This window comes from Streptomyces olivoverticillatus (genome assembly GCF_014203555.1).
GTDB lineage: Bacteria > Actinomycetota > Actinomycetes > Streptomycetales > Streptomycetaceae > Streptomyces > Streptomyces olivoverticillatus.
The window spans coordinates 180,140-205,003 of the sequence record NZ_JACHJH010000008.1 but is presented as its reverse complement, the minus strand read 5'-3'; the positions used below and the strand labels follow the sequence as shown (position 1 = coordinate 205,003).

Below are 24,864 nucleotides of genomic sequence, written 5' to 3'. Positions count from 1 at the left end.
TGTCGCGTGCTCGGTGCCATGGGACTGGATGCCGTCCGGGGGCCGGCGAGCCACGAACGGAAAGCTGAGCGGCTCGCGGGCCGTCATTCGGTGGAAGTGGTGACGGGCGCGGACGCCGTCGTGGAACGGCTGAACCGGCTGCGGTCGGACGCGGCGCGAGAGGTGTGCACGATGTTGACGGGTAGAGCGATGTTGACGGCGGGATCCGAGGGCGGGCCGGGCGGCCGGTCCGCCGTGTCCCACCGCACCGTCGTCGAACGCCCTTCGGGTCCGCGCCGGCGGGGCGGCGGCCATGTGCGCGTGGTGGAGCGCATACCCGCCGAGCTGGTCATCGCGGACCGGGCGGTCGCCCTGCTGCCGCTGGCCTCCGGCACCGAGGAGTCCGCCGCCCTGGTGGTGCACGCCGGTGCGCTGCTGGACTCGCTGGTCGACCTCTTCGAGGACATCTGGCACGAGGGCCGCCCCCTGCCCGCGGAGCCGTACTCGGCCGAGCCCGATGCGACCGACCTGGAGATCCTCTCGCTGCTGCTGGCCGGTCTGACCGACGCCAGCGTCGCCAAACAGCTGGGCCTGGGCCTGCGCACGGTGCAGCGCCGGGTGCGGGGGATGATGGAACTGGCCGGGGTGACCACCCGTCTCCAGCTCGGCTGGCACGCGGCCGAGCACGGCTGGACGGCGCAAGGCTGACGCCCCCACCCCTTGCAACCGGCCACGTGGCTGCAAATGTGCGGAAGCGCCTGCGCGCCCGTTCCGGCAACCTTGGGGCATGGGGACGTGGCAGCTGATCCTCGTCGGCCTTGTGATGCTGCTCGGTCTGCTCGGCGTCGTGACCCCGGGCGTGCCCGGGCCGCTGATCGTCTGGGCGGGGACACTGTGGTGGTCGATGACCGACCGCACCGCCCTGGCCTGGGCCGTGCTGGCGGGGGCGACCGGGATCCTGCTGCTCGACCAGGCCGTCGTCTGGCTGCTGCCGCCGCGCAGGCCGAGCGGGACCGGCATCCGGCGCCGCGCCTTCCTGGTGGCGGGCGCGACGGGGATTGCGGGCTTCTTCCTGATACCGCTGGTCGGTGCCGTGCCCGGCTTTCTGGCCGGGATCTACGGGGCGGAGCGGCGGCGGCTGGGCGGGCACGGCGAGGCATGGGCGTCCACGCGGGCGGTGATGCGGGCACTGGGCACCAGCGTGCTGGTGGAGCTGTTCGCGTGCCTGCTGGTGGTGGGCGCCTGGGTCGGCGCCGTCGTGGCCGGGTAGCGGCTCAGCCGACGGCGCCTTCCAGGGCGAGCAGCAGTCGCTTGCGCTCCAGCCCGCCCGCGTAGCCGGTCAACGAGCCGTCGGCACCGATCACCCGGTGGCAGGGCCGCAGCACCAGCAGCGGGTTGGCGCCCACGGCCCCGCCGACCGCGCGCACCGCGGCGCGCGACGCGCCGATGCGGGCGGCCAGTTCGCCGTAGCTGGTGGTGGCGCCATAGGGCACGTCGTCCAGCGCGTCCCATACGGCGCGACGGAACTCGGTGCCCTGGACGGCGAATTCGAGGGCGAACTCCTTGGCCTGCCCGGTGAAGTAGGCGGTGAGCTGCCGCTCGGTCTCGGCGAAGGCCGCCGGGTCGCGCTGCCATCCGTCCGCCACGACCACGGCGTTCTTCTGCCCGGGCACGGACAGCGAGGCCACGGCGGTGCCGCCAGGGGCGGTGGCGGAGGGCAGGCCGGTCAGGAGCAGCTGCCCCAGAGGGCTGTCGATCTCGGTGTACAGCATGGTCAGGAGTCCTTCGGGGTGGAGGCGAGGGTGTTCCAGAGGTGGTGCAGGGCGTACGAGCGCCACGGCCGCCAGGCCTGTGCGTCGTGCGGTGCGGCGCCGAGCGCGGTCAGGCCGTGCCGTACGCCCACGTCGCCCGGCAGGAAGACGTCGGGGTCGCCCAGGGCCCGCATCCGGATGTAGCCCGTGGTCCACGGGCCGATGCCGGGCAGGGCGAGCAGGGCCTCCTCCGCGTCGTTGCGGTCGACGCCGGGGTCGAGGCGGACGGCGCCGTCCGCGAGGGCGGCCGCGACGGTGCGCAGGGTCCGCTTGCGGGCGGCCGGCATGCCCAGTTCCGCGAGGGAGGCGTCGGCCAGGGTGGCGGGCTCCGGGAAGACGTGGGTGAGGCCGCCGTCGGGGGCGCCCAGGGGCTTGCCGTAGGCGGCCACCAGCGTGCCCGCCAGCCGCGCGGCCGCGGCGACGGTCACCTGCTGGCCCAGCACGGCGCGCACCGCGAGCTCTTCCGCGTCCGCCGCGCCCGGCGAGCGCAGCCCGGGGCGCGCCGCGACGAGCGGGCCCAGCCGGGGGTCGGCGCCGAGCCGTTCGGCCACGGCGTACGGGTCGGCGTCCAGGTCGAAGAGGCGGCGTACGCGCTGGACGGCGGTCGACAGGTCGCGTGGGTCGGTGAGGTTCAGGCGGCAGTCGAGCCAGCTGCCGCCTTCGCGCGGCTCGTGGATCTCGGCGACGCCGGTGCCGTACGGCAGCCGCAGGGTGCGGCGGTAGACCCGGGCGCCCGGGGTGCCGAGGACCTCTTCGATGCCGGGCACGGCGCGCCGCTGGAGGAAGTCGAGGATCTCGCGGGCGGCGTACGGGCCGCGATGGGCGAGCCGTAGCGGAATGCCACCGCTCGGACGGCTCGCGCGCCGTTGCGCGGGGCGTGCACGTAGTGCGCTGGGGGTCTGGTCGTACACGGCCCGGATCGTGTCGTTGAACTGTCGTACGCTCGCGAACCCCGCCGCGAACGCGATCTCCGTGACGGGCAGATCGGTGGTCTGCAGCAGGACCCGGGCGGTGTGGGCGCGCTGGGCCCGTGCGAGGGCCACGGGCCCGGCGCCGAGCTCTTCGGTGAGCTGTCGGTGCACCTGCCGGGAGCTGTAGCCGAGCCGGTCGGCGAGGCCGGCGACGCCCTCCCGGTCGACGACGCCGTCGCCGATCAGCCGCATCGCGCGGCCGACCAGGTCGGCGCGGACGTTCCATTCCGCCGAGCCAGGAGCCGCGTCCGGCCGGCAGCGGCGGCAGGCCCGGAAGCCGCCGCGCTGCGCGGCGGCCGCCGAGGGGTAGAAGCGCACGTTGGCACGCTTGGGCGTGACCGCAGGGCAACTGGGGCGGCAGTAGATCCCGGTGGTCGACACGGCGAAGAAGAATTCGCCGTCGAAGCGGGCGTCACGGCTGCTGACCGCTTGGTAGCGGGAGTCGTCGCCGGGCTGTGTCGCGGGGGCCATCATGTGTCCAGTCTGCGGGACGGAGGGGGCAGGCACTGGCGGAAATCGGACATGGGCCTTGCCCGGCCGCGGCCGGGCAAGGCTCCCAAGGGTTTAGCGTCCGCCGCCCCGCTTGCGGGCGGCCGCCTCGCGGCCCACCGTCTGCTTCTGCTTCCAGTCACGCCGCATCTCCGACCGCAGCCGCGCGTCGGTGCGCGCCGCGAGGTAGGCGTTCTCCCGCAGCAGCTTGCGGTAGCTGTCGAGGCGGCGGTGCGCGAGCTCGCCGTCGTCGACCGCCGCGAGCACGGCGCAGCCCGGTTCGCTGTCGTGGCCGCAGTCGTGGAAGCGGCACCGTGCCGCGAGGGCCTCGATCTCGGAGAAGGTCCGGGAGACGCCGCTCTCCGCATCCCACAGGCCGACGCCCCGCAGCCCCGGGGTGTCGATGAGGACGCCGCCGCCGGACAGCGCCAGCAGATTGCGGGTGGTCGTGGTGTGCCGGCCCTTGCCGTCGCGGTCGCGCGCGGCTTGGACCTCCTGGAGGGGTGCCCCGGCCAGCACGTTGGCGAGGGTGGACTTGCCTGCGCCGGACTGTCCGAGGAGGACGGACGTGCCGCCGGCGAGCACGGCGGCCAGGACGTCGATGTCCTCGCCCGTCTCGGCGCTGACGGCCAGCACCTGCACGCCGGGGGCGGCGGCCCGGGTGTCGGCGAGGAGGTGGGCGAGCACGTCGGGGCCGTCGGCCAGGTCGGCCTTGGTGAGCACGACGAGCGGCTCGGCGCCGCTCTCCCAGGCCAGGGCGAGGAAGCGTTCGATCCGGCCGAGGTCGAGCTCGACGGCGAGGGAGACGGCGACGACGGCGAGGTCCACGTTGGCGGCGAGGATCTGTCCCTCGGAGCGTTTCGAGGAGGTGGACCGCACGAAGGCGGTGCGGCGCGGCAGGAGCGCCTGCACATAGCCCGTGGCCAGGTCGACGGCCGCCCAGTCGCCCGTGCACATGATGTTCAGCGGGTCGCCGGTGGTGACGAGGGCGGTGTCGGCCGCGACGGTTCGTACACCGCCGTCGGGGTCCTCGACGACGAGGTCGCAGCGGCCCCGGTCGACGCGGACGATGCGGCCCGGAGCAAGGCCCCGGGCGGCGTGGGGAGCGAAGCTGTCAGCGAACCCGGAGTCCCAGCCGTAGGGGGTGAGGGGGTGCGCAGCACTGAGCTCGGACAAGACTGTGATCCTTCAGGAGAGAGGTGGGATGAAGCGTCTGCTGAGTACGGACGGCGACAGTCATCGCGTTCTCACCTCCTGAGTGGTCTTCCGGTGTGTGCGGGCCGATCGTAGGCGCCCGGCCCGCGGCGGCGCGAAGGGTTTTCCGCGTCAGTCCCGCCGGTGCGGTTTGGCGTGTTTAGGGCCTTGTTGTTCGGGCTTGTGCAGCCGGGAGCGGACATCCTCCGGCGGGAGGAACTGGGCCCAGCGTTCGGGGAACTCCGAGGGCGGCTCCCGGTCCTGGCCGCTGACGCCGTCGTCCTCGGGCAGCTCGTACGGGTCGTCGTCCAGCTCGTGCACGAGCGCCAGCGCGGCCCGTTCGGCCGCGGCCTGCGCCGCGGCCGCCTCGCGCTGCCGGTCGACCTCGGCGCGGGCGGCGGCCGTGGTGACGGAGGGCCAGACGCGGTCCATCGCGGCGTTCACGGCGGCGCCGACGAGCACTGCGAAGGCGGAGACGCCGATCCACAGCAGCACGGCGACGGGCGCGGCGAGGGAGCTGTAGATGGTGACGCCCTCAACGGTGTGGACCAGGTAGATGCGCAGCAGGAAGCTGCCCAGCACCCACATGGTCAGGGCGACGAAGGCCCCCGGGATGTCCTCGGCCCAGGGTGAACGCACCGGTACGGACACGTGGTAGAGCGTGGTGAGGAAGGCGACGGAGAGCACCAGCACCACCGGCCAGTACAGGAAGCGCACCACGTCGCCGCTCCACGGCAGGACTTCGACCACCGTCTCCGGCCCGGCCACCATCAGCGGCAGGGCCACGGCCCCGACGACGAGGGCGGCGATGTAGAGGAGGAAGGCCAGCAGGCGGGTGCGGACGATGCCGCGCTTGCCCTCCAGCCCGTACATGATGGTGATGGATTCGACGAAGACGTTGACGGCCCGGGAGCCGGACCACAGGGCGATGGCGAAGCCGATCGAGATGATGTCCGGGCGGTCGAGCCTGAGGACGTCCTTGACGAGCGGCTCGGCGATCTCCTTGGTGCCCTTGTCCGACAGGACGGCCGCGGAGACGGTGTTGATGCCGTGCTGGATGCTGCCGATCGTGTCCGTGCCGGTCCAGCCGTCGAGGTAGCGCAGCAGTCCGAGCAGGCCCATCAGCAGGGGCGGCAGCGACAAGAGGGTGAAGAACGCGGCCTCCGCGGCGAGCCCCGTGACGCGGTACTCGATGCAGGAGTTGACCGTGTCCTTCAGGAGCAGCCATGCCATCCTGCGTTTGGAGACATTGCGGTACAGGGCGCGGGCCCTGTGGAGCCGGCCGGTCCGCCGGCCCGAATGTTCTTTTGCTGCCTGCACGTACTAACCGTATCCGCCGCGAGCGGGTCGGTTCATCCTGCAGATCCTGCGGGTCCGGCCCCGAGGAGGCCCGGCGGAGGGTGGTGCTGCGCCGACTCGGCACCACCCTCCGACCGCTCACCGTCACCTTCCGCCCGGGGCGGGGGCGTTCGCAAAGGTTGCATCGCGTTGCAATATTCCGGATGCCCCGGCGCGGGGCGGCCCCCGCGGGCACCATTGCAGCGTGAACCGCATACCAATCGAGGCGGGGCTGCTGCCTGCCGTGCACGAGGCGGCCCTGTCCGGCTCGCGGCCCCCCGTGCAGCCCCGCCCGGTGATCGGGGAGTCGTGGCACCGGGCGCGGCGCAACGGGGTGGATCCGGACGGCGGCGGCGCCGTGCCGCTGATGTCGGCGGAGGAGCTGGAGCACCGCAGGCACACCTCTCCGCTGGGGGCGGTGCTGCCGCAGCTGCGGGAGCAGCTGGGCACGGTGGCCGACGCGGTGCGGCATCTGATCGTGGTGACGGACGCGGAGGGCCGGCTGCTGTGGCGCGAGGGCAGCCCGGGGGTGCGCAAGAGCGCGGACCGGCTGGGGTTCGAGGTGGGCGCCTCCTGGACGGAGGACCTGGTGGGGACGAACGGCATCGGGCTGGCGCTGGTGGAGCGGCGCCCGGTGCAGGTGCACTCCGCCGAGCACTTCGTGCGCACCCATCACGCGTGGACGTGTGCGGCGGCCCCGCTGCACGATCCGCGCGACGGGCGGCTGCTGGGGGTGCTCAACGTCAGCGGCCCCGCGCCCGCCTTCAACCCGGCGACGCTGGCCCTGGTGACGGCCGTCTCCAAGGTGGCCGAGGGGGAGCTGCGCGCGCGGCACTGGGAGTCGGTGGACCGGCTGCGCTCGGTGGCGGCACCGATGCTGGCGCGGATCGGCGGCCGGGCGCTGGCGGTGGACCGCGACGGCTGGACGGCGGCGGTGACGGGCATGGCCCCGGTGGGCCGGGTGGTGCTGCCCCGGGCGGTGCAGCCGGGCCGGGCGTGGCTGCCGTCGCTGGGGCCGTGCTCGCTGGAGCCGCTGCCGGACGGCTGGCTCGTACGGATCGAGGACGGCGGCGAACAGGCCCCGCCGGGCCGCCTGGTGCTGGACCTGAGCCGCCCGCGGGAGTGGACGGTGACGGTCTTCGGCGAGGCGGGCCAGTGGTCGCACGAGCTCAGTCCGCGCCACGCCGAGCTGCTGTACGTGCTGGCCCGGCATCCGGCGGGGCGGACGGCCGCGGAGCTGGCGGCGGATCTCTTCGGCGATGCTTCGCGCACGGTGACGGTGCGGGCTGAAATGTCCAGGATGCGGCGGATATTGGCGGGGGTGCTCGGTCATCGCCCGTACCGGTTCGCCGACGGGCTGGAGGTGCATCTGCTGGCGCCGCGGCGGATCGAGGACCTGCTGCACGGCTCGACGGCCCCGGCGGTGCTGGCCGCGCGCAGGGGGCAGGCGGGGTTGTAGCCGGCGGCCCGTGGTTGGGTGTCGGCATGGATGACAGGCACGACAGGCACGACCATGCGAAGCCGGCGGCCACGACGGCGGTGACCACCTGGTCGCTGGAGCAGACCTCCCCGGCGGATCTCCGCCCTGCCCACGAGCCGGACGCCTTGTCCGGCATCCGGATCGAGCGGGCCGAGGTGCCCTGCCCCGAGTTCAGCCGCTTCCTCTACACGGCCGTGGGCGGCGATCTGTCGTGGACGGACCGGCTGCCGTGGCCGTACGCGCAGTGGCAGGCGTTTCTCGGCCGGCCGGGCGTCGAGACCTGGGTGGCATACGAGCAGGGCACGCCGGCCGGGTACATCGAGCTGGACCCGCAGCCCGAAGGGGCGGTCGAAATCGCCTACTTCGGGCTGCTGGAGGCCTTCCGGGGCCGCCGCATCGGCGGCTTCCTGCTGTCGTTCGGCACCGCCCGGGCCTGGGACCTGGCCGAGCGGTGGCCGGAGCGGGAGCAGACGAAGCGGGTATGGGTGCACACCTGCAGCAAGGACGGGCCGCACGCGCTCGGCAACTACGAGCGGCGGGGTTTCAAGATCTTCGACGTCAAGACCGAGGAGGAGCCGGACACCCCGGCGCAGGGCCCCTGGCCCGGCGCCCGTCCGGGCGCCGGAGCCTAGGGCGCATCCGACAGGCGAAGCGCCCGCCGCACACACCCCTCCGTCCCGCTCTGCGAGACGGAGGGGTCCGCCATTCGGACAATGGTGGACTGGCCGGAGACCGCCGTGCCACGCTTCCGTCATGTCTCGAGCTGGAACCCTCTTGGTGAGTCGGCGTCACGTCGATCTCTGCCGCATGTCCAGCGCCATCTGTCCCGCGGGCTGACCGTCCCGGCACGGACCGTCCAGCACGACCGCTCTTCGCGTTTCCCCTCGCCGTCCCCGCCGCCGCGGACGGGCGAGCCTCTTCACGCCACCCGCTCCCCGGCACTCCCGGCCGCGCCACTTCTGTCCGCGCAGCCGTCCCTCCGGCGTACGCGCAGGTCACCGCCCCCAGAAGGACACCACAGCCATGGCTGCCACCCCACCGACCCCAGCCACCGATGCCCCTCGGCGCAAAACCGGCCGCCACCGCGGCGAGGGCCAGTGGGCGGTCGGCCACTTCACCCCGCTGAACGCCAACGAACAGGCCAAGAAGGACGACGACGGTCTCAATGTGCGGACACGCATTGAGACGATCTACTCCAAGGCCGGTTTCGACTCCATCGACCCCGGCGATCTGCGGGGGCGGATGCGCTGGTGGGGCCTGTACACCCAGCGCAAGCCCGGCATCGATGGCGGCAGGACCGCGGTCCTGGCCCCGGAGGAGCTGGACGACGAGTTCTTCATGCTGCGGGTGCGCATCGACGGCGGCCGGCTGACCACGTGCCAGCTGCGCGTCATCGGGGAGGTGTCCGAGGAGTTCGCGCGCGGCACCGCGGACATCACCGACCGGCAGAACATCCAGTTCCACTGGATACGGATCGAGGACGTGCCGGAGATCTGGCGCCGGCTGGAGGCGGTGGGCCTGTCCACCACCGAGGCCTGCGGCGACACGCCCCGGGTGATCCTGGGCTCGCCGGTCGCCGGGATCGCCGAGGACGAGATCATCGACGGCACCCCGGCCATCGAGGAGATCCACCGCCGCTTCATCGGCGACCGGGACTTCTCCAACCTCCCCCGCAAGTTCAAGTCGGCCGTCTCCGGATCACCCCTGCTGGACGTGGCGCACGAGATCAACGACGTCGCCTTCGTGGGCGTCGAACACCCCGAGCACGGCCCCGGGTTCGACCTGTGGGTGGGCGGCGGGCTGTCCACCAATCCGAAGCTCGGCGTGCGGCTGGGCGCCTGGGTGCCGCTGGAGGAGGTCGCCGACGTCTTCGGCGGCGTCATCGGCATCTTCCGCGACTACGGCTACCGGCGGCTGCGCAACCGCGCCCGGCTGAAGTTCCTCGTGGCCGACTGGGGCGCCCGCGAGTTCCGCCGGGTGCTGGAGGAGGAGTACCTGGGGCGCGCCCTCGTCGACGGCCCGGCCCCCGAGCAGCCCGTCGCGCAGTGGCGCGACCACGTGGGCGTGCACCGGCAGAAGGACGGCCGTTTCTACGTGGGCTTCGCCCCGCGCGTCGGCCGGGTCGACGGCGCCACCCTGACGAAGATCGCCGCGTTGGCGGAGGAGCACGGCTCGGGCCGCGTCCGCACCACCGCCGAGCAGAAGATGATCGTGCTGGACGTGCCCGAGGCGCAGGTGCAGTCGCTGGTGGCGGGGCTGGAGGCGCTGGACCTGCGGGTCGCGCCCTCCCCCTTCCGGCGCGGCACGATGGCCTGCACGGGCATCGAGTTCTGCAAGCTGGCGATCGTCGAGACCAAGGCGCGCGGCGCGGCGCTCATCGACGAACTGGAGCGCAGACTGCCGGACTTCGACGAGCCGCTCACCATCAACGTCAACGGCTGCCCCAACGCCTGCGCCCGCATCCAGGTGGCGGACATCGGTCTCAAGGGCCAGCTGGTCCTGGACGACGAGGGCCGCCAGGTCGAGGGCTTCCAGGTGCACTTGGGCGGCGCGCTGGGCCTGGAGGCCGGTTTCGGCCGCAAGGTGCGCGGCCTGAAGGTCACTTCCGAGGAACTGCCCGACTACGTGGAGCGGGTGCTGCGCCGCTTCGCCAAGGAACGCAACGACGGCGAGCGCTTCGCGCAGTGGGTGGCGCGCGCCAGTGAGGACGACCTCTCATGAGCGAGCGAGCGGCTCCGTTCCACTGCCCGTACTGCGGCGACGAAGACCTGCGGCCCGGCGAGCAGGGGCACGGCGTCTGGGAGTGCGGCGCCTGCAACCGGGCTTTCCGGCTGTCGTTCCTCGGGCTGCTGACCCGGGGCCTGGTGAAGGGAGCGGCCGATGACGGACGGGCTTGAGCAACTCGCCGAACGGGCCGGGCGCGAGCTGGAGGAGGCACCGGCACAGGAGATCCTGCGCTGGGCCGCCGAGACCTTCGGCCCGCGCTGGTGCGTCACCTCCTCGATGGAGGACGCCGTCGTCGCCCACCTCGCCTCGCGCGTGGCCCCCGGCGTCGACGTCGTCTTCCTCGACACCGGCTACCACTTCCCCGAGACCATCGGCACCCGGGACGCGGTCGCCGCCGTGATGGACGTCAACGTCATCACCCTGACACCCCGCCAGACGGTCGCCGAGCAGGATGCCGAGTACGGGCCCGCGCTGCACGGCCGCGACCCCGACCTGTGCTGCGCCCTGCGCAAGGCAGCGCCGCTGGAGGAGGGGCTGCGCGGCTACGACGCCTGGGCGACCGGCCTGCGGCGCGACGAGTCGCCGACCCGGGCGCACACGCCGGTCGTCGGCTGGGACGCCAAGCGGCGCAAGGTCAAGGTGGCGCCGATCGCCCGCTGGACCCAGGACGACGTGGACGCCTACGTCACCGAGCACGGCGTGCTCACCAACCCGCTGCTGACGGACGGCTACGCCTCCGTCGGCTGCGCGCCCTGCACCAGGAGGGTCCTGGCGGGCGAGGACGCGCGCGCCGGCCGCTGGGCGGGCCGGGCCAAGACCGAGTGCGGGCTGCACGGATGACGGACCGGAAGGACGGGGAGACGGGGATGAGCGGTGCCACGGTGTGGCTCACCGGACTGCCGAGCGCGGGGAAGACGACGATCGCCCGGACGCTCGCCGGCCGCCTGCGCGGCGAGGGGCACCGGGTGGAGGTGCTGGACGGCGACGAGATCCGCGAGTTCCTCTCCGCCGGGCTCGGCTTCTCCCGCGAGGACCGGCACACCAACGTGCAGCGGATCGGCTTCGTCGCCCGGCTGCTGGCCTCCCACGGGGTGACCGTGCTGGTGCCGGTCATCGCCCCGTACGAGAAGTCCCGTGCGACGGTGCGCGAGCTCCACCGGGCCCACGGCACCGGCTATCTGGAGGTGCACGTGGCGACGCCGGTGGAGGTGTGCTCCGTACGCGACGTGAAGGGCCTGTACGCCAGACAGGCCGCGGGCGAGCTGACGGGACTGACGGGCGTGGATGACCCGTACGAGACCCCGGCCGCCCCGGACCTGAGGATCGCGGCGCACGAGCAGGGCGTCGAGGAGTCGGCCGGTGCGCTGTACGCGCTGCTGGGCGAGAGGGGATTGATATGAGTACGACGTCCGCCGGCGACAGCCCCTACGCGCTGTCGCACCTGGACGCGCTGGAGTCCGAGGCCGTGCACGTCTTCCGCGAGGTGGCGGGCGAGTTCGAGCGGCCGGTGATCCTCTTCTCCGGCGGCAAGGACTCCATCGTCATGCTGCACCTGGCGCTGAAGGCCTTCGCCCCGGCCGCCGTCCCCTTCTCGCTGCTGCACGTGGACACCGGGCACAACTTCCCCGAGGTGATCGACTACCGCGACCGCACGGTCACCGAGCTGGACCTGCGCCTGCACGTGGCGTCCGTACAGGAGTTCATCGACGACGGACGGCTGCGCGAGCGCCCGGACGGCACCCGCAATCCGCTGCAGACGGTGCCGCTGCTGGATGCGATCGAGCGCTCCCGCTTCGATGCGGTCTTCGGCGGCGGGCGCCGCGACGAGGAGAAGGCGCGGGCCAAGGAGCGCGTGTTCTCGCTGCGCGACGAGTTCGGCGGCTGGGACCCGCGCCGCCAGCGCCCGGAGCTGTGGCAGCTCTACAACGGCCGCCACTCCCCCGGCGAACACGTCCGCGTCTTCCCGCTGTCCAACTGGACGGAGCTGGACGTGTGGCAGTACATCGCCCGCGAGAAGATCGAGCTGCCCTCCATCTACTTCGCGCACGAACGCGAGGTCTTCGCGCGCGACGGCATGTGGCTGGCGCCGGGCGGCTGGGGCGGCCCGCGCGAGGGCGAGAGCCTCGTCAGACGCATGGTGCGCTACCGCACGGTCGGCGACATGTCCTGCACCGGAGCCGTGGACTCCGACGCGGTGACCATCGAGGCCGTCATCGCCGAGATCGCCGCCTCCCGCCTCACGGAGCGCGGCGCGACCCGGGCCGACGACAAGCTGTCCGAGGCCGCCATGGAAGACCGCAAGCGCGAGGGGTACTTCTAGCCATGACCACTGTGACGGACGCACCGGCCACCTCGCTGCTGCGCTTCGCGACCGCCGGTTCGGTGGACGACGGCAAGTCCACGCTGGTGGGGCGGCTGCTTCACGACTCCAAGTCGGTGCTGGCCGACCAGCTGGAGGCCGTCGCCCACGCCTCCCGCAGCCGCGGCCACGAGGCGCCCGACCTCGCGCTGCTGACCGACGGCCTGCGGGCCGAGCGGGAGCAGGGCATCACCATCGACGTCGCCTACCGCTACTTCGCGACGTCGCGCAGGCGCTTCATCCTCGCCGACACCCCCGGGCACGTGCAGTACACCCGCAACATGGTCACCGGCGCCTCCACCGCGGAGCTCGCGGTGGTGCTCGTCGACGCCCGCAAGGGCGTGGTGGAGCAGACCCGGCGGCATGCGGCCGTGGCCGCGCTGCTGCGCGTCCCGCACGTGGTGCTGGCCGTCAACAAGATGGACCTCGCCGACTACGCCGAGCCCGTCTTCGCGGCGATCGCCGAGGAGTTCACCGGCTACGCGGCCTCCCTCGGCGTGCCCGAGGTCACCGCCATCCCCATCTCCGCGCTCGCGGGCGACAACGTGGTGACGCCCTCGGCCCACATGGACTGGTACGGCGGCCCGACCGTGCTGGAACACCTGGAGAACGTCCCCGTGGTCGCCGACCCCACCGCCGACCCGGCCCGCTTCCCCGTCCAGTACGTCATCCGCCCGCAGACGGCACGCCACCGCGACTACCGCGGCTACGCGGGCCAGATCGCCTCCGGCGTGCTGCGCGTGGGAGAGGCGGTGACCGTGCTGCCGTCGGGGCGTACGAGCACGATCGCCGCGATCGACCTGCTGGGGCAGGCGGTGGACGTGGCCTGGGCCCCGCAGTCGGTGACCGTACGGCTCGCGGACGACCTCGACGTCTCGCGCGGCGACCTGATCGCGCCGAGCGCGGGCGCGCCGGAGCCGACGCGGGACGTGGAGGCGACCGTCTGCCACGTCGCCGACCGGCCGCTGCGGGTGGGCGACCGGGTGCTGCTCAAGCACACCACGCGCACGGTCAAGGCGCTGGTCAAGGCCTTGCCCTCGCGGCTGTCGCTCGCCGACCTCGCGCAGCATCCGGACCCCGGCGAGCTGGCGGCCAACGACATCGGGCGCGTGGTCCTGCGCACCGCGGAGCCGCTCGCGCTCGACTCCTACGACCGCTCGCGGCGCACCGGTTCCTTCCTGCTCATCGACCCGGCCGACGGGACCACGCTGACGGCGGGCATGGCCGGGGCCGCCTTCGCGGCGGCACATGATGCAGCCGCCGGCGACGCGGGCTGGGACTTCTGAGATGCCCAGGGACTTCTTCTCGACCTTCGACAAGGAGGGCGGCCGCGTCGGCAGCGGCGCCCTCGGCAGCGGCCAGGGCGGCGTCGGGCGATGTGCGTGCTGACCCCGTACCGCAGCTCCCCGTTCCCTTAGCCCCGTAGAGCCGCCGGGCGTGCCCACCGTACGCGCCGGCCCACCGAGAGGACCCCCCCCCTCGTGTCTGCCGCCGCCCGCACCGCCCGCCGCGCCCTACCGGCCGTGGCCGCCGTCCCCTTGCTGGCCCTCGCCCTCGGCGCCTGTGGCTACGGGTCCGAGAAGAGCACCACGAGCGCCGCCTCCGCAGGCACCGCGGCGGCCGGCAAGAAGCTCTCCGCCGCCACCGTGAAGATCGGCTACTTCCCCAACCTCACCCACGCCACGCCGCTGGTCGGCGAGCAGGAGGGCATCCTGCAGCGCGAACTGGGGGCCACCCGGCTCAAGTCGGCCACCTTCAACGCCGGGCCGTCCGAGATCGAGGCGCTCAACGCCGGTTCGATCGACATCGGGTGGATCGGCCCGTCCCCGGCCGTCAACGGCTATGTGAAGTCCAAGGGCAAGAACCTGCGGATCATCTCGGGTTCGGCGTCAGGCGGCGTGAAGCTCGTCGTCGACCCGAAGAAGATCGGCTCACTGGACGAGGTCAAGGGCAAGAAGATCGCCACGCCGCAGAAGGGCAACACCCAGGACGTGGCATTCCTCGACTGGATCGCCGAGCGCGGCTGGAAGGTCGACCCGCAGAGTGGCAAGGGCGACGTCTCCGTCGTCCGTACGGACAACAAGGTCACGCCCGACGCCTTCAAGTCCGGCTCGGTGGACGGCGCCTGGGTGCCCGAGCCGACCGCCTCGAAGCTGGTGTCGGAGGGCGGCAAGGTGCTGCTGGACGAGAGCACGCTCTGGCCGGACGGCAAGTTCGTGATCACCAATGTGATCGTGTCGCAGAAGTTCCTCGCGCAGCACCCCGACGTCGTCGAGGCGGTGCTGCGCGGTTCGGTGAAGACCAACGCGTGGATCGCCGCCAACCCGCAGCAGGCCAGGACGGCCGCGAACGCGGCGCTGAAGAAGCTCTCCGGCAAGGAGCTGCCCGCCGACGTGCTGGATCCGGCGTGGCAGTCCCTGCACACGACGGACGATCCGCTGGCCGCGACGCTCGGCACCCAGGCGGACCACGCCGTCAAGGCGAGCCTGCTGGAGCGGCCCGACCTGTCCGGCATCTACGACCTGACCCTGCTCAACAAGGTACTCAAGGCCGAGGGCAAGCCCACGGTCGGCGCCGCGAAGCTCGGGAGGCAGTGACCATGCACGCGGCAGTAGCGGCTCGAATGCCCGCCCGCAATCCAGGAGGTGACGGGATGGCCCCGGCACTGACCACCGGCGGTTCCGCCCGCGGCGCCGTCGAGGACGGCGCCCCCGCGGCCGCCGTCCGGATCGACCACGTCCACAAGAGCTTCGGCCGGCCCGGCGACCGGCGGTCCGTGCCGGTGCTGGACGACATCACGCTCGATGTCCGCCCCGGCGAGTTCGTCTGCCTCCTGGGTGCTTCCGGCTGCGGCAAGTCCACCCTGCTCAACCTCGTCGCGGGGCTCGACCGGCCGACCGCGGGCACCATCGAGGTGCCCGGCGGCCGCCCGGCGCTGATGTTCCAGGAGCACGCGCTCTTCCCGTGGCTGACCGCGGGCCGCAACGTCGAACTGGCCCTGCGGCTGCGCGGGCTGCCCCGCGAGGCGCGGCGGGCCGAGGCCGAGCGGCTGCTGGACCTGGTCCGGCTGGGCGGCGCCCACCGCAAGCGGGTGCACGAGCTGTCCGGCGGGATGCGGCAGCGGGTGGCGCTGGCCAGGGCGCTGGCCCAGAACAGCAGGGTGCTGCTGATGGACGAGCCGTTCGCGGCGCTGGACGCCATCACCCGGGACGTGCTGCACCACGAGCTGACCCGCATCTGGTCGGAGACCTCGCTGTCGGTGCTGTTCGTGACGCACAACGTCCGCGAGGCGGTGCGCCTCGGCCAGCGCGTGGTGCTGCTCTCCTCCCGGCCGGGCCGGGTGGCCCGCGAGTGGACGGTGGGCCTTCCGCAGCCGCGCCGCATCGAGGACGCGGCGGTCGCCGACCTGTCGGTGGAGATAACCGAGGAACTGCGTGGGGAGATCCGCCGCCATGGCAGGCACTGAAACCACTCCGGCCCCCGGCACCGCCGAGGGCGACCTCGCGGGCCTGGAGGCCGGACTCGACGCACTGGACGCGGTCCAGGAGCGGCGGACGCCGTTCGGGCAGGTCCTGCTGCACAAGGTCCTGCCGCCGGTGACCGCGGTCCTGCTCGTCCTCGCCGTCTGGAAGCTGCTGGTCGTGGCGGGCGTGACGGCCGACTACAAGCTGCCCGACCCGTCGGCGGTCTGGCACAGCCTGCGCGGGCTGTGGCTGGACGGCACGCTGCTGGGCATCGTGTGGACCAGCGTCTCGCGCGGCCTGCTCGGCTTCCTCGCCGCCCTCGCCATCGGCACGCCGCTGGGCCTGCTGGTGGCGCGGTCGGCCTTCGTCCGGGCCGCCATCGGGCCGATCCTGTCGGGGCTGCAGTCGCTGCCGTCCGTGGCGTGGGTGCCCGCGGCCGTCATCTGGCTGGGCATCACCGACTCGGCGATGTACGCGGTGATCCTGCTCGGCGCCGTGCCCTCCATCGCCAACGGACTGGTCTCGGGCATCGACCAGGTGCCGCCCCTGTACCTGCGCGCCGGCCGCACGATGGGCGCGACGGGCGCACGGGGAGCCTGGCACGTCCTGCTGCCCGCCGCGCTGCCCGGCTACATCGCCGGGCTCAAGCAGGGCTGGGCCTTCTCCTGGCGCTCGCTGATGGCGGCGGAACTCATCGCCTCCTCCCCCGACCTGGGGCTGGGACTCGGCCAGTACCTGGAGAACGCCCGCACCGACTCCGACATGCCGGGGGTGCTGCTTGGCATCCTCCTGATCCTGTTCGTCGGCATCGCCATCGACCTGATCGTCTTCAGCCCGCTGGAGCGCCGCGTGCTGCGCAGCCGGGGGCTGGCGGCGGCCCGATGACCCTCCTGCTGGTCGCCCACGGCAGCCGCGACCCGCGCCATGCCCGGACGGTGGAGCGGCTGCGGGCCGCGATCGCGGCCCGGCGGCCCGGGCTGCGGGTCGCGGTGGGGTTCCTGGACTTCTGCGCGCCGAGCGTGCCGCGGGTGCTGGAGCGGCTCGCGGCGGAGGGTGCAGGGGAGGTGGTCGCGCTGCCGCTGCTGCTGACCCGGGCCTTCCACGCGAAGACCGACATCCCGGCGGTGCTGCGCGGCTGCGCGGCCCGGCTGCCCGGCCTGACGGTGCGCCAGGCGGCCGTGCTGGGCCCGTCGCCCCTGCTGACGGCGGCCCTGGAGCGGCGGCTGTACGAGGCCGGGGTGCGCCCCGGCGACCGGCGCTCGACCGGGGTCGTCCTGGCCTCGGCGGGCTCTTCCGACCCGGAGGCGATCGCGGTGATCGCAGAAATCGCGCGGGAGTGGCGGCACACCGGCTGGTGCGCCGTGCGGCCCGCGTTCGCCTCCGCCTCCTCCCCGTCCACGCGGGAGGCGGTGGCCGCCCTGCGCGCCGACGGCGTCCGGCAGGTGGCCGTCGCCCCCTACGTGCTGGCCCCCGGCCGCCTGCCCGACCGCATCGCGGCGGGGGCGGCGGGGGCGGACGTGCTCGGGGGCGTCCTGGGGGCGGCCCCCGAGGTGGTCAGGCTGGTGCTGCGGCGCTACGACGAGGCGGCGGCGCAGCGGACGACGGGCGTCGCGCCGGCACTGTCCGCCTGAACGGCAGTCACGGCGGCTCTGTTCGCCTGAGCGGGCGTCAGGAGGCTCGGGCCTGAGCGGTCCGCCCGAGCCGTTCGGCCTGGGCGCGTCCGACGCCCGTCACCCTGCCGAGGTAGTCGCCGATGACGGCGAGCTCCTCGTCCGTGTAGCCCGCGAGGACGTCCCGGAACGCCTGGCCCGGGGCCTCCCACGCGGCGCCCATCCTGGCCATGGCGTCGGGCGCGAGCGCCACCAGGGCACGCCTGCGGTCGGCGGGGTCCGTACGGCGCTCGACGAGCCCGGCCTTCTCCAGCCGGTCCACGAGGCGGGTGGCCGAACCGGGGGTGAGGCCCGTCAGCTTGGCGATGCCCCCCGCGGTCAGCGGCTCCGCGTCCAGGCACAGCAGGTTCAGGCACTGCAGATCGGTGGGGTGCAGCCCCAGGTGATCGGCCAGGGCCTGGTTGAGCACGGTCCACGCGGCATAGTGCCGCCGGCTCTCGTCGGCGATCCGCTTCAGCAACTCCGCCCGCTTCGACACGGGTCCCCGTCCTTCCCAGGCGAAATATTGCTTGCGTGACGCAATATCCGCACGACACAATCCTTGCGTGACGCAATCTCCGCGCCATCTGAGCATGTTACGCATCCGGAAGGAAACCCCTCCGTCATGACCATTCTCGTCACCGGAAGCCGCGGCCGCGTCGGCCGCGCCCTCATCGGCCTGCTGCGCGATGGCGGCCACGACGTGCGCGCCGCCTCGCGCGAGCCCGGCGAGCTCGAACTCCCGGGCGGCACGCCGACCGCGCGCCTCGACCTCGACGATCCGGCCACCTTCCCGGCGGCGCTCGACGGCGTCTCGTCCGTCTTCCTCTACTCGGACCCCACGCACATCGACACGTTCATCGACGAGGCCGCCAAGGCCGGCGTCGGTCACATCGTCCTGCTCTCCTCGGCCGCGACCCTCATCCCGGACGCCGAGTCCAACCCGATCGGCCGCCCCCACTTCCTGACCGAGCGGGCGCTCGCCGCCGGCCCGGTCACGTCGACGTTCCTGCAGCCGGGCGCCTTCGCCACCAACGCGCTGGGCTGGGCCTGGTCGATCAAGTCCACCGGCGCGGTGAACCTCCCCTACCCCGACTCCCACTCCGACGCCATCCACGAGCTCGACCTGGCGGAGTCCGCGCTGGCGGCCCTGACCAACCCGGAGTTCGCGGGCAACGCGTACGCCCTCTCGGGCCCCGAGTCCCTCACCTTCCGGGACCAGCTCGACCACCTCTCCCACGCCACGGGCAAGCCCATCGGCCTGAACGTGGTCAGTGAGGAGGAGTGGAAGCGGGAGGTGTCGGCGTTCCTGCCGGACCACGTCTCGGACACGCTCCTGGCCCTGTGGCGCGAGATGGACGGCAAGCCGCAGCCGGTGACGGGCGCCGCCTCGGTGGAGCAGCTGACGGGCCACCCGGCCCGGACCTTCGCGACGTGGGCGAAGGACCATGCGGGAGACTTCGCGGCTTAGGCGGGTTGCGCGGCAGCGCCGGGGCGCTGCCGCGCTTGACCTCAGTTCATGAAGTTGTGGACTGCCTCCAGGAGGTTGGCGAGGGCGGTCAGGGCGGCGGCGGTGGCGAGGATCATCCGGTTCGCGTTCGGCTTCATGTAAGGGAACTTGGCGCCCATTGCGTTCGCTGCCGTTCGGCGTATGAAGATGAACGCATGGGCGCTTCCGCACGGGATGAACTGGCCGCGCAACTCCGTCGGTTGAGGGCTGCACGCCATCTCTCGATGGTCAAACTGGAACGGCTGTCGGGGCTCGGCCACACGACGGTGAGTCAAGCGCTGAACGGCAGGAAGGTGCCGTCGGAGGAGACCTTGACGTCCCTGGCCAAGGTGCTGCGCGGCGACGTGGACGCGTTGCTGTCGCTGCGGGCCCAAGCGGTGGCCCCACTGGTTCCGACCGGCGAGGACGCCGCCTTCGAGAAGCGCTACCGCAGCTACGTCATCGACCGGCACAGCCGGCTGACGGTCGTGGGGCTGGACCTCGACCGGCCGGACGGCGCGTGCTGGCCGCTCGATGCGGCGTATCTCAGCTTGGAGCTGGCGGCACAGCGCGGCCACCCGGACATCGAGTGGTTCAAGGGTCACGGCCCTTCGCTCACCGTGGAACGGGCCGAGCGGGCTCTGTCGGGGCAGCGGCGCACGATGGTCCGCGGCCTGGCGGGAAGCGGCAAGACGACGTTGCTGCAGTGGCTCGCGGTCACTGCGGCACGGCGGTCTCCGCCGGAAGAGCTCGCCCGCCTCGGCAACCTCATTCCCTTTGTGCTCCCCTTGCGCACCCTCGACCGCCAAGGCCCGCTGCCGGATCCCGGCAAGTTCCTGGAAGCGACGGGAAGCGTGCTCGCCGCGGCGCAACCGCCGGGCTGGGCCGACCGGGTGCTGGGGGCGGGGCGCGGGCTGGTGCTCGTCGACGGCATCGACGAGGTGCCCAAGCAGCGGCGTGAACACACCCGGGAGTGGCTGAGGGAGCTGCTGGCCGCCTATCCGGACGCCCACTACGCCGTGACCACGCGGCCGTCCGCCGTGCCCGAACGGTGGCTCGAAGGGCTGGACTTCACGGAACTGACCGTGCGGCCGATGAACCGGCGGGACGTCACGGTCTTCGTCTCCCGCTGGCACGCCGCGGCCGGCGCCCCGCCGGAGCTGCGGGAGAGCCTCAAGGACGCGGTAAGAGGACAGCGGGACCTCGCCCAGCTGGCGACCACGCCCTTGATGTGTGCGCTGATGTGCGCCCTGCACCGCGACCGACGCGGCCATCTGCCGCACGGACGGCTGGAGTTGTACGAGGCGGCGCTGTCGATGCTGCTGGTGCGCAGGGACGACGAGCGCGACATCGGCACGCCCGAAGGCATCCGCCTCAACCGGCACCAGGCCGTCCAGCTGCTCCAGCGCCTGGCCTACTGGCTCATCCGCAACGGCCAGGCGGAGATGGAGGAGGAGACGGCACTCGCGGTCGTCGAGGAGGCACTGCCCTCCATGCCTGCGGTGTCCTCACAGGGCGACGCCGTGCAGGTGCTCGGACACCTGGTGTCCCGCTGCGGGCTGCTGCGCCGCCCGACGGCGGACACGATCGACTTCGTGCACCGCACCTTTCAGGACTACCTGGGGGCGAAGGCGGCCGTGGAGGTGCGGGACCTGGGGCTCCTGGTGCGGCACGCGCACGACGACCAGTGGGAGGACGTGCTGCGCATGGCGGTGGCCCATGCGCGGCCTGCGGAACGGGCGACGCTGCTGCGGCGGCTTGTGGCGCGGGGGGACAAGGTGGCCAAGCACGGGATGCGGCTGCACTTGCTCGCCATGGCGTGCCTGGAGCAGGCGACGGAGCTGGATCCACAGGTGCGGGAGATGGTGGAGAGCCGGGTGGCGGGGGTGCTGCCGCCGCGCAGTTACGAAGAGGCCTGGAGACTGGCACCGGTCGGTCCGGTGATCCTGGACCTGCTGCCGGCTCCGGACGGGCTCGAGGTGGACGAGGCAACGGCCGTCGTCCAGACCGCCTTGCAGGTCGGCGGAGACGCTGCACTGGCCTTGCTCAAACGGTACCGCGACTGTCCTCACATCGCTGTTGAGAATGCCCTGGTGCACGGATGGAACGCCTTTGACGCCCAGGAGTACGCAGAAGAGATCCTCCGGCACCTTCCGGGAAAGAGCTCCATCACGGTCAGCAGGGGCGCCGAGTTACGGGAGCTGCCGAACCTTCCCCACAAGTCGGGCATGTCATTCACAGGAGACTTCTCCTCGGAAGAGATCATGTCCGTGGCCGACCCGAACCGGCTCCTCTCTCTCGGCATAACGAATAATCGCCGGCTGAGCGACTTCTCCTTCATCAGGAATCTGCCCAAGGTCCGCAGCCTCATCTTGACGGGCAACGGAATACAAGACATCTCATCACTCGGCGGACTGCGCCTGACCGATCTGGTCCTGCGCGTATCCGACCTCTCGGACGTGAGTCCCCTCGCGGACCTACCCGAACTCGTGCGTCTCGACCTCCACGCCCGCCTGCCCTGCCCCGACCTGGCCTCGCTTCCCGCACCCTCACACTTGCGCGAGCTCCGCCTCTGGGAGGAAACATGCCGGTCGACGGTGCTCGACGGCATCTCCCGGTTCACCTGCCTGGAATACCTCAGCCTCGGCGCTCCGGGAGTTTCCGAGACGGCCTGGAGCGAACTCACCTCGATTTCCTGCCTTGCCGGTATGCAATTCGCCGACCAGGACGTGGCTCTCCTGGCCGGGAGGCCGCCACTTCCTCAGGTGACCGATCTGTCGCTCATCGACCCCGTGGACGCTCGCGACTTGACGCCCGTGACGGAGGCCTTCCCCCGCCTCCGGTCACTGCAGATCCTCTGCCGGATGAGCTCGGGGCGCACCGTTGATCTCACCGCCCTGTCGGGTGCACGGAGTGTGCCGGCCATCGTCATCACCGACGCCGAAGAAATCACCGGCCTCGACCTCTTCCCGCCCGGAGCAGTCACCCTCCGCCCCCGCCCCCGCCGGTGACGACGCCCGGCCGCCCGCCGTCCCCCGTGGGGGTGGGGAACGGCGGCCGACCGGTTCGTGCGTCACCGCGCGAGGGTTACTCCACGACCTTCAGGAGCTTGTTCGGCGTGCCCGCGCCCGGGTTCGACACCTTGTCCGGTGTCGCGCCCTTGACCAGGGCCGCCTCGACCTCCTCCGGCTTGGCGCCCTGGTGGGCGCCCAGGTACACCGCGGCCGCGCCCGTGACGTGCGGGGTGGCCATGGACGTGCCGGAGATCGTCTTCGTGCCCGAGTCGCTGTCGTTCCAGGCCGACGTGATGTCCGAGCCCGGAGCGTAGAGGTCGACCACGCTGCCGTAGTTCGAGAAGTCGGACTGCTGGTCGTCCTTGGTCGTGGAGGCGACCGTGATGGCCTCCTTCACCCGCGCCGGGGAGCCGTTGCCCGCGTCCGTCGACTCGTTGCCCGCGGCCACGGCGAAGGTCACGCCGGAGGCGATGGCCTTCTTCACGGCCGCGTCGAGGGCCTCGTCCGCGCCGCCGCCGAGGCTCATGTTCGCCACGGAGGGACCCTTGTGGTTCTTGGTGACCCAGTCGATGCCCGCGACGACCTGCTCCGTGCTGCCGGAGCCGTTCGCGTCGAGCACCCGGACGGCCACGACCTTGGCCTTCTTGGCGACGCCGTACGTCGAGCCGGCGATGGTGGCCGCCACGTGCGTGCCGTGGCCGTTGCCGTCGTCCGCCTTGTCGTTGTTGTCCACGGCGTTGAAGCCGTACGCCGCGCGGCCACCGAAGTCCTTGTGGCTGATGCGCACGCCGGTGTCGATGACGTACGCGGTGACGCCCTCACCCGCGGAGTCCGGGTAGGTGTACTTGCCGTCGCCCTTGGTCTCGGTCTGGTCGATGCGGTCCAGACCCCAGGACGGCGGCGCCTCCTGCGTGGCGTTGATGCTGAACCGGTGGTTCTGCACCACCTTGGCGACGGACGGGTCGGCGGCGAGCCGCTTCGCCTCGGTGCGGTCGAGACCGCTGGCCGAGAAGCCGTGAATGGCCGAGGTGTAGGTGCGGTTCACCTTGCCGCCGTACCGCTGGGCAAGGTCCTTGCTTTCCGTGGAGAGGGCATGCGTGCCCTTGGCACCCGCATCGTCCTTGAGCATGACGATGTAGCTGCCATCGATCGCGCCCTTGGCGTCCGCGCCATAGACGGTGCCTTCGGCGGGCGACGCGCCGGCGGGCAGGGCCAGCAAAGTGGCCCCGGCGGTGACCGCGGCCGCAGTGGATATCGCCAGTACGAGCCGCCGTTTGCCGGCGCGCTTGTGTTCTGCCATTACGAGGTTCCTCCTCGTGCGGTTGTGGGGGGGGATAGCGCGTTGTCTCAACGCACCCGAGGCGAAAGCAAATTCGCCCCGGGTGACTCGAAACCCTTTCAGGTTTGTCGCGCTCAACTCAACTTCCGCACGCAGGTGTGACATACGCAACGCACTTGCGTATTTCCAAACCCCGCTGAACGACGGCAAATTGGACAGCCGGATCGACAACCGTTGTCACGTTTTACATCACGAACACACGTCCAACCCACCTTGCCTACAAGGCTTTACCGCCTGTGAATGTGGCTGCTTTGCATCTTAGAAACGGAGCTCGGCCTCGATAAGGTCCGCCGCGCGCGGAGTGCCGCCCTCCGCGGCGAGCTCGGCCTTGAGGGCCGCCGAACGGACTGCCACCGCCGGGTCGTCGACGAGGGAGAGCACCGCCTCCCTCAGCGCCTCGGCCGTGGCCGTCTCCTTCGGGACGTGCCGACCGACGCCCAGCTGCTCCAGCACCGCGGCGTTCGCGAACTGGTCGACGGCTTGCGGCACCGCGACCATCGGCACGCCGCAGGCCAGACCCTCCTGCGAGCCGCCCATCCCGGCGTGGGTGACGAAGGCGTCGGCCTGCTGCAGGACGGAGAGCTGCGGCACCCACGAACGGACCTCGAAGTTGGCGGGTATGGTGCCGAGTTCCGCCACGTCCACCTGCTTGCCGATCTGCAGGACGACGTGCCAGCCCGGCAGGTCGCCGAAGGCCTCGATGCACTCGCGGTAGAAGCCGGGCTGCTTGGTGAAGGTCGAGCCGAGCGAGATCAGCAGCACCTTCTCCGCGTCCGCCGGGCGCTCCCACACACCCTGGTCGCTGCGGTCGCCCTGGCAGGGCCCGGTGAAGGTGGTGACCGTCTCGTCGACCCGGTCGGCGTTGGGCTGCATGGCGCGCGGGATGAGCGCGAGGCAGCGCTCGGGGCGCCCGGTGAAGTGGTCGGGGTGGAGGGTGATGCCGTTCTCCCCCAGCCAGGCGGTGAAGCGCTCGTAGTAGGCGGCACCCCGCGCGGTCTTCTTGACGGGATCGAAGAGGGGGGCCGCGACCTCCTCCTCGTACCCCTCCCAGGCGACCATGTTGGGGGACAGCTGGACGACCGGCACGTTCCAGCGGTGCGCCAGAACCCGCCCGGGGTAGGCGGTGATGTCGTACAGGACGAGGTCCGGCTCGTCGCCCTCGTACGCCCGGGCCAGCTGGGGCAGGACGTGGATGGCGTCGTTGAGGAAGAGTTCGATGTAATCGATGAGCTCGCTGCCCCACGCGTCGGGGTCGCCGGCGCTCGGCAGGGTGGAGTCGTAGATCACCGGCTCGGCGCCGGTCGCGGCGACGATGTCCGCGAAGGACTCGGGGATGGCGTAGGTGACCCGGTGGCCACGGGCGACGAGTTCGCGGACGACGTCGAGGCTGGGGTTGACGTGACCGTGCGCCGCGATGCTGAACATGGCGATGTGGGCGGGGCGTTGGGTTTCCGGGGTATGCATGGCGGCAGATTAACCGAGACGATACGTCTCGTTCAATCGATTTCTTTCGGCCACTTGAACGGCCACCTGAGACACTGGCCCCCGACCCATCGATCCC

24 protein-coding genes are annotated in these 24,864 nt (G+C 72.1%); 17 read left to right on the top strand and 7 right to left on the bottom strand.

Annotated elements, in window-relative coordinates; genetic code table 11:
- Positions 1–171: 171 nt before the first annotated feature.
- Both FHS39_RS23620 and FHS39_RS23615 read left to right on the top strand, forming a co-directional pair.
- On the top strand, positions 172–687 hold the full coding sequence (locus FHS39_RS23620; RefSeq protein ID WP_184351446.1) for a helix-turn-helix transcriptional regulator: 516 nt from the start codon (positions 172–174) through the stop codon (positions 685–687).
- A 79-nt stretch (positions 688–766) separates the two neighbouring features.
- Entirely contained in the window at positions 767–1,249 is a 483-nt protein-coding gene (locus FHS39_RS23615) for a DUF456 domain-containing protein (protein WP_184351445.1), read from the top strand.
- 4 nt (positions 1,250–1,253) lie between these two features.
- On the opposite strand, the gene FHS39_RS23610 is transcribed toward FHS39_RS23615, so the two are convergent.
- The 4 genes from FHS39_RS23610 to FHS39_RS23595 all read right to left on the bottom strand — a co-directional run bounded on the left by FHS39_RS23610 (position 1,254) and on the right by FHS39_RS23595 (position 5,764).
- The gene (locus FHS39_RS23610; protein WP_184351444.1) at positions 1,254–1,751 is read right to left on the bottom strand and encodes a methylated-DNA--[protein]-cysteine S-methyltransferase; all 498 of its coding nucleotides are present in this window, start codon (positions 1,749–1,751) and stop codon (positions 1,254–1,256) included.
- A gap of 2 nt (positions 1,752–1,753) precedes the next feature.
- Entirely contained in the window at positions 1,754–3,235 is a 1,482-nt protein-coding gene (locus tag FHS39_RS23605) for an AlkA N-terminal domain-containing protein (RefSeq protein WP_281396900.1), read from the bottom strand.
- A 90-nt stretch (positions 3,236–3,325) separates the two neighbouring features.
- On the bottom strand, positions 3,326–4,426 hold the full coding sequence (rsgA, locus tag FHS39_RS23600) for a ribosome small subunit-dependent GTPase A (RefSeq protein WP_221463139.1): 1,101 nt from the start codon (positions 4,424–4,426) through the stop codon (positions 3,326–3,328).
- A 150-nt stretch (positions 4,427–4,576) separates the two neighbouring features.
- Positions 4,577–5,764, bottom strand: coding sequence for a YhjD/YihY/BrkB family envelope integrity protein (locus FHS39_RS23595; protein ID WP_184351443.1), 1,188 nt, complete (start codon positions 5,762–5,764; stop codon positions 4,577–4,579).
- 223 nt (positions 5,765–5,987) lie between these two features.
- On the opposite strand from FHS39_RS23595, the gene FHS39_RS23590 reads away from it, so the two are divergent.
- The 13 genes from FHS39_RS23590 to FHS39_RS23535 all read left to right on the top strand — a co-directional run bounded on the left by FHS39_RS23590 (position 5,988) and on the right by FHS39_RS23535 (position 17,443).
- Complete coding sequence (locus FHS39_RS23590; protein ID WP_184351442.1) at positions 5,988–7,241, top strand: GAF domain-containing protein; 1,254 nt, start codon at positions 5,988–5,990, stop codon at positions 7,239–7,241.
- A gap of 26 nt (positions 7,242–7,267) precedes the next feature.
- The gene (locus tag FHS39_RS23585) at positions 7,268–7,894 is read left to right on the top strand and encodes a GNAT family N-acetyltransferase (protein WP_184351441.1); all 627 of its coding nucleotides are present in this window, start codon (positions 7,268–7,270) and stop codon (positions 7,892–7,894) included.
- 121 nt (positions 7,895–8,015) lie between these two features.
- On the top strand, positions 8,016–8,099 hold the full coding sequence (locus tag FHS39_RS25905; protein WP_343069715.1) for a putative leader peptide: 84 nt from the start codon (positions 8,016–8,018) through the stop codon (positions 8,097–8,099).
- A 186-nt stretch (positions 8,100–8,285) separates the two neighbouring features.
- Positions 8,286–9,983 (top strand): nitrite/sulfite reductase, encoded by a 1,698-nt coding sequence (locus FHS39_RS23580; protein ID WP_184351440.1) that lies wholly within the window; start codon positions 8,286–8,288, stop codon positions 9,981–9,983.
- Positions 9,980–10,159 (top strand): hypothetical protein, encoded by a 180-nt coding sequence (locus FHS39_RS23575; RefSeq protein WP_045932767.1) that lies wholly within the window; start codon positions 9,980–9,982, stop codon positions 10,157–10,159. Before FHS39_RS23580 ends, FHS39_RS23575 begins: the two co-directional genes overlap by 4 nt.
- Entirely contained in the window at positions 10,143–10,829 is a 687-nt protein-coding gene (locus tag FHS39_RS23570) for a phosphoadenylyl-sulfate reductase (protein WP_184351439.1), read from the top strand. Before FHS39_RS23575 ends, FHS39_RS23570 begins: the two co-directional genes overlap by 17 nt.
- Before the next feature lie 26 nt (positions 10,830–10,855).
- Positions 10,856–11,389 (top strand): adenylyl-sulfate kinase, encoded by a 534-nt coding sequence (cysC, locus tag FHS39_RS23565; RefSeq protein WP_246470431.1) that lies wholly within the window; start codon positions 10,856–10,858, stop codon positions 11,387–11,389.
- The gene (cysD, locus tag FHS39_RS23560) at positions 11,386–12,309 is read left to right on the top strand and encodes a sulfate adenylyltransferase subunit CysD (RefSeq protein WP_184351437.1); all 924 of its coding nucleotides are present in this window, start codon (positions 11,386–11,388) and stop codon (positions 12,307–12,309) included. Before cysC ends, cysD begins: the two co-directional genes overlap by 4 nt.
- Positions 12,310–12,311: 2 nt before the next feature.
- Positions 12,312–13,634 carry a sulfate adenylyltransferase subunit 1 gene (locus tag FHS39_RS23555; RefSeq protein WP_184351436.1) on the top strand — a complete coding sequence of 441 codons (1,323 nt, stop codon included), beginning with the start codon at positions 12,312–12,314 and terminating at the stop codon, positions 13,632–13,634.
- A gap of 195 nt (positions 13,635–13,829) precedes the next feature.
- Positions 13,830–14,945, top strand: a complete 1,116-nt coding sequence (locus FHS39_RS23550) for an aliphatic sulfonate ABC transporter substrate-binding protein (protein WP_184351435.1) — start codon at positions 13,830–13,832, stop codon at positions 14,943–14,945.
- A 56-nt stretch (positions 14,946–15,001) separates the two neighbouring features.
- Positions 15,002–15,814: an ABC transporter ATP-binding protein gene (locus FHS39_RS23545; protein ID WP_184351434.1), complete on the top strand. Its 813-nt coding sequence runs from the start codon at positions 15,002–15,004 to the stop codon at positions 15,812–15,814.
- Complete coding sequence (locus FHS39_RS23540) at positions 15,801–16,697, top strand: ABC transporter permease (protein WP_184351433.1); 897 nt, start codon at positions 15,801–15,803, stop codon at positions 16,695–16,697. Before FHS39_RS23545 ends, FHS39_RS23540 begins: the two co-directional genes overlap by 14 nt.
- Positions 16,694–17,443, top strand: a complete 750-nt coding sequence (locus tag FHS39_RS23535; RefSeq protein WP_184351432.1) for a sirohydrochlorin chelatase — start codon at positions 16,694–16,696, stop codon at positions 17,441–17,443. The genes FHS39_RS23540 and FHS39_RS23535 overlap by 4 nt, the downstream gene beginning before the upstream one ends.
- A 37-nt stretch (positions 17,444–17,480) precedes the next feature.
- Here the strand turns inward: FHS39_RS23535 and FHS39_RS23530 are convergent, their stop codons facing one another.
- The gene (locus FHS39_RS23530; RefSeq protein WP_343069711.1) at positions 17,481–17,960 is read right to left on the bottom strand and encodes a MarR family winged helix-turn-helix transcriptional regulator; all 480 of its coding nucleotides are present in this window, start codon (positions 17,958–17,960) and stop codon (positions 17,481–17,483) included.
- A 126-nt stretch (positions 17,961–18,086) separates the two neighbouring features.
- Between FHS39_RS23530 and FHS39_RS23525 the strand changes: the two genes are divergently transcribed.
- A complete protein-coding gene (locus FHS39_RS23525; RefSeq protein ID WP_184351430.1) occupies positions 18,087–18,932 on the top strand; it encodes an NAD(P)H-binding protein in 846 nt (281 codons plus the stop codon).
- Between the two features lie 194 nt (positions 18,933–19,126).
- Positions 19,127–21,961, top strand: coding sequence for an NACHT domain-containing protein (locus FHS39_RS23520; protein ID WP_184351429.1), 2,835 nt, complete (start codon positions 19,127–19,129; stop codon positions 21,959–21,961).
- 76 nt (positions 21,962–22,037) lie between these two features.
- On the opposite strand, the gene FHS39_RS23515 is transcribed toward FHS39_RS23520, so the two are convergent.
- Together FHS39_RS23515 and mgt are read right to left on the bottom strand one after the other, a co-directional pair.
- Positions 22,038–23,264: a S8 family peptidase gene (locus tag FHS39_RS23515; protein WP_184351428.1), complete on the bottom strand. Its 1,227-nt coding sequence runs from the start codon at positions 23,262–23,264 to the stop codon at positions 22,038–22,040.
- Positions 23,265–23,561: 297 nt separating this feature from the next.
- Positions 23,562–24,767, bottom strand: coding sequence for a macrolide-inactivating glycosyltransferase (mgt, locus tag FHS39_RS23510; RefSeq protein ID WP_184351427.1), 1,206 nt, complete (start codon positions 24,765–24,767; stop codon positions 23,562–23,564).
- Positions 24,768–24,864 lie beyond the last annotated feature (97 nt).

Excerpts from the sequence above, each read along its gene's own strand:
- FHS39_RS23620 (WP_184351446.1), top strand. The coding sequence starts at position 172 with ATGTTGACGGGTAGAGCGATGTTGACGGCGGGATCCGAGGGCGGGCCG.
- FHS39_RS23615 (WP_184351445.1), top strand. The coding sequence starts at position 767 with ATGGGGACGTGGCAGCTGATCCTCGTCGGCCTTGTGATGCTGCTCGGT.
- FHS39_RS23610 (WP_184351444.1), bottom strand. The coding sequence starts at position 1,751 with ATGCTGTACACCGAGATCGACAGCCCTCTGGGGCAGCTGCTCCTGACC.
- FHS39_RS23605 (WP_281396900.1), bottom strand. The coding sequence starts at position 3,235 with ATGATGGCCCCCGCGACACAGCCCGGCGACGACTCCCGCTACCAAGCG.
- FHS39_RS23585 (WP_184351441.1), top strand. The coding sequence starts at position 7,268 with ATGGATGACAGGCACGACAGGCACGACCATGCGAAGCCGGCGGCCACG.
- FHS39_RS25905 (WP_343069715.1), top strand. The coding sequence starts at position 8,016 with ATGTCTCGAGCTGGAACCCTCTTGGTGAGTCGGCGTCACGTCGATCTC.
- FHS39_RS23580 (WP_184351440.1), top strand. The coding sequence starts at position 8,286 with ATGGCTGCCACCCCACCGACCCCAGCCACCGATGCCCCTCGGCGCAAA.
- FHS39_RS23575 (WP_045932767.1), top strand. The coding sequence starts at position 9,980 with ATGAGCGAGCGAGCGGCTCCGTTCCACTGCCCGTACTGCGGCGACGAA.
- FHS39_RS23570 (WP_184351439.1), top strand. The coding sequence starts at position 10,143 with ATGACGGACGGGCTTGAGCAACTCGCCGAACGGGCCGGGCGCGAGCTG.
- cysC (WP_246470431.1), top strand. The coding sequence starts at position 10,856 with ATGAGCGGTGCCACGGTGTGGCTCACCGGACTGCCGAGCGCGGGGAAG.
- cysD (WP_184351437.1), top strand. The coding sequence starts at position 11,386 with ATGAGTACGACGTCCGCCGGCGACAGCCCCTACGCGCTGTCGCACCTG.
- FHS39_RS23555 (WP_184351436.1), top strand. The coding sequence starts at position 12,312 with ATGACCACTGTGACGGACGCACCGGCCACCTCGCTGCTGCGCTTCGCG.
- FHS39_RS23545 (WP_184351434.1), top strand. The coding sequence starts at position 15,002 with ATGGCCCCGGCACTGACCACCGGCGGTTCCGCCCGCGGCGCCGTCGAG.
- FHS39_RS23540 (WP_184351433.1), top strand. The coding sequence starts at position 15,801 with ATGGCAGGCACTGAAACCACTCCGGCCCCCGGCACCGCCGAGGGCGAC.
- FHS39_RS23535 (WP_184351432.1), top strand. The coding sequence starts at position 16,694 with ATGACCCTCCTGCTGGTCGCCCACGGCAGCCGCGACCCGCGCCATGCC.
- FHS39_RS23525 (WP_184351430.1), top strand. The coding sequence starts at position 18,087 with ATGACCATTCTCGTCACCGGAAGCCGCGGCCGCGTCGGCCGCGCCCTC.
- FHS39_RS23520 (WP_184351429.1), top strand. The coding sequence starts at position 19,127 with ATGGGCGCTTCCGCACGGGATGAACTGGCCGCGCAACTCCGTCGGTTG.
- FHS39_RS23515 (WP_184351428.1), bottom strand. The coding sequence starts at position 23,264 with ATGGCAGAACACAAGCGCGCCGGCAAACGGCGGCTCGTACTGGCGATA.
- mgt (WP_184351427.1), bottom strand. The coding sequence starts at position 24,767 with ATGCATACCCCGGAAACCCAACGCCCCGCCCACATCGCCATGTTCAGC.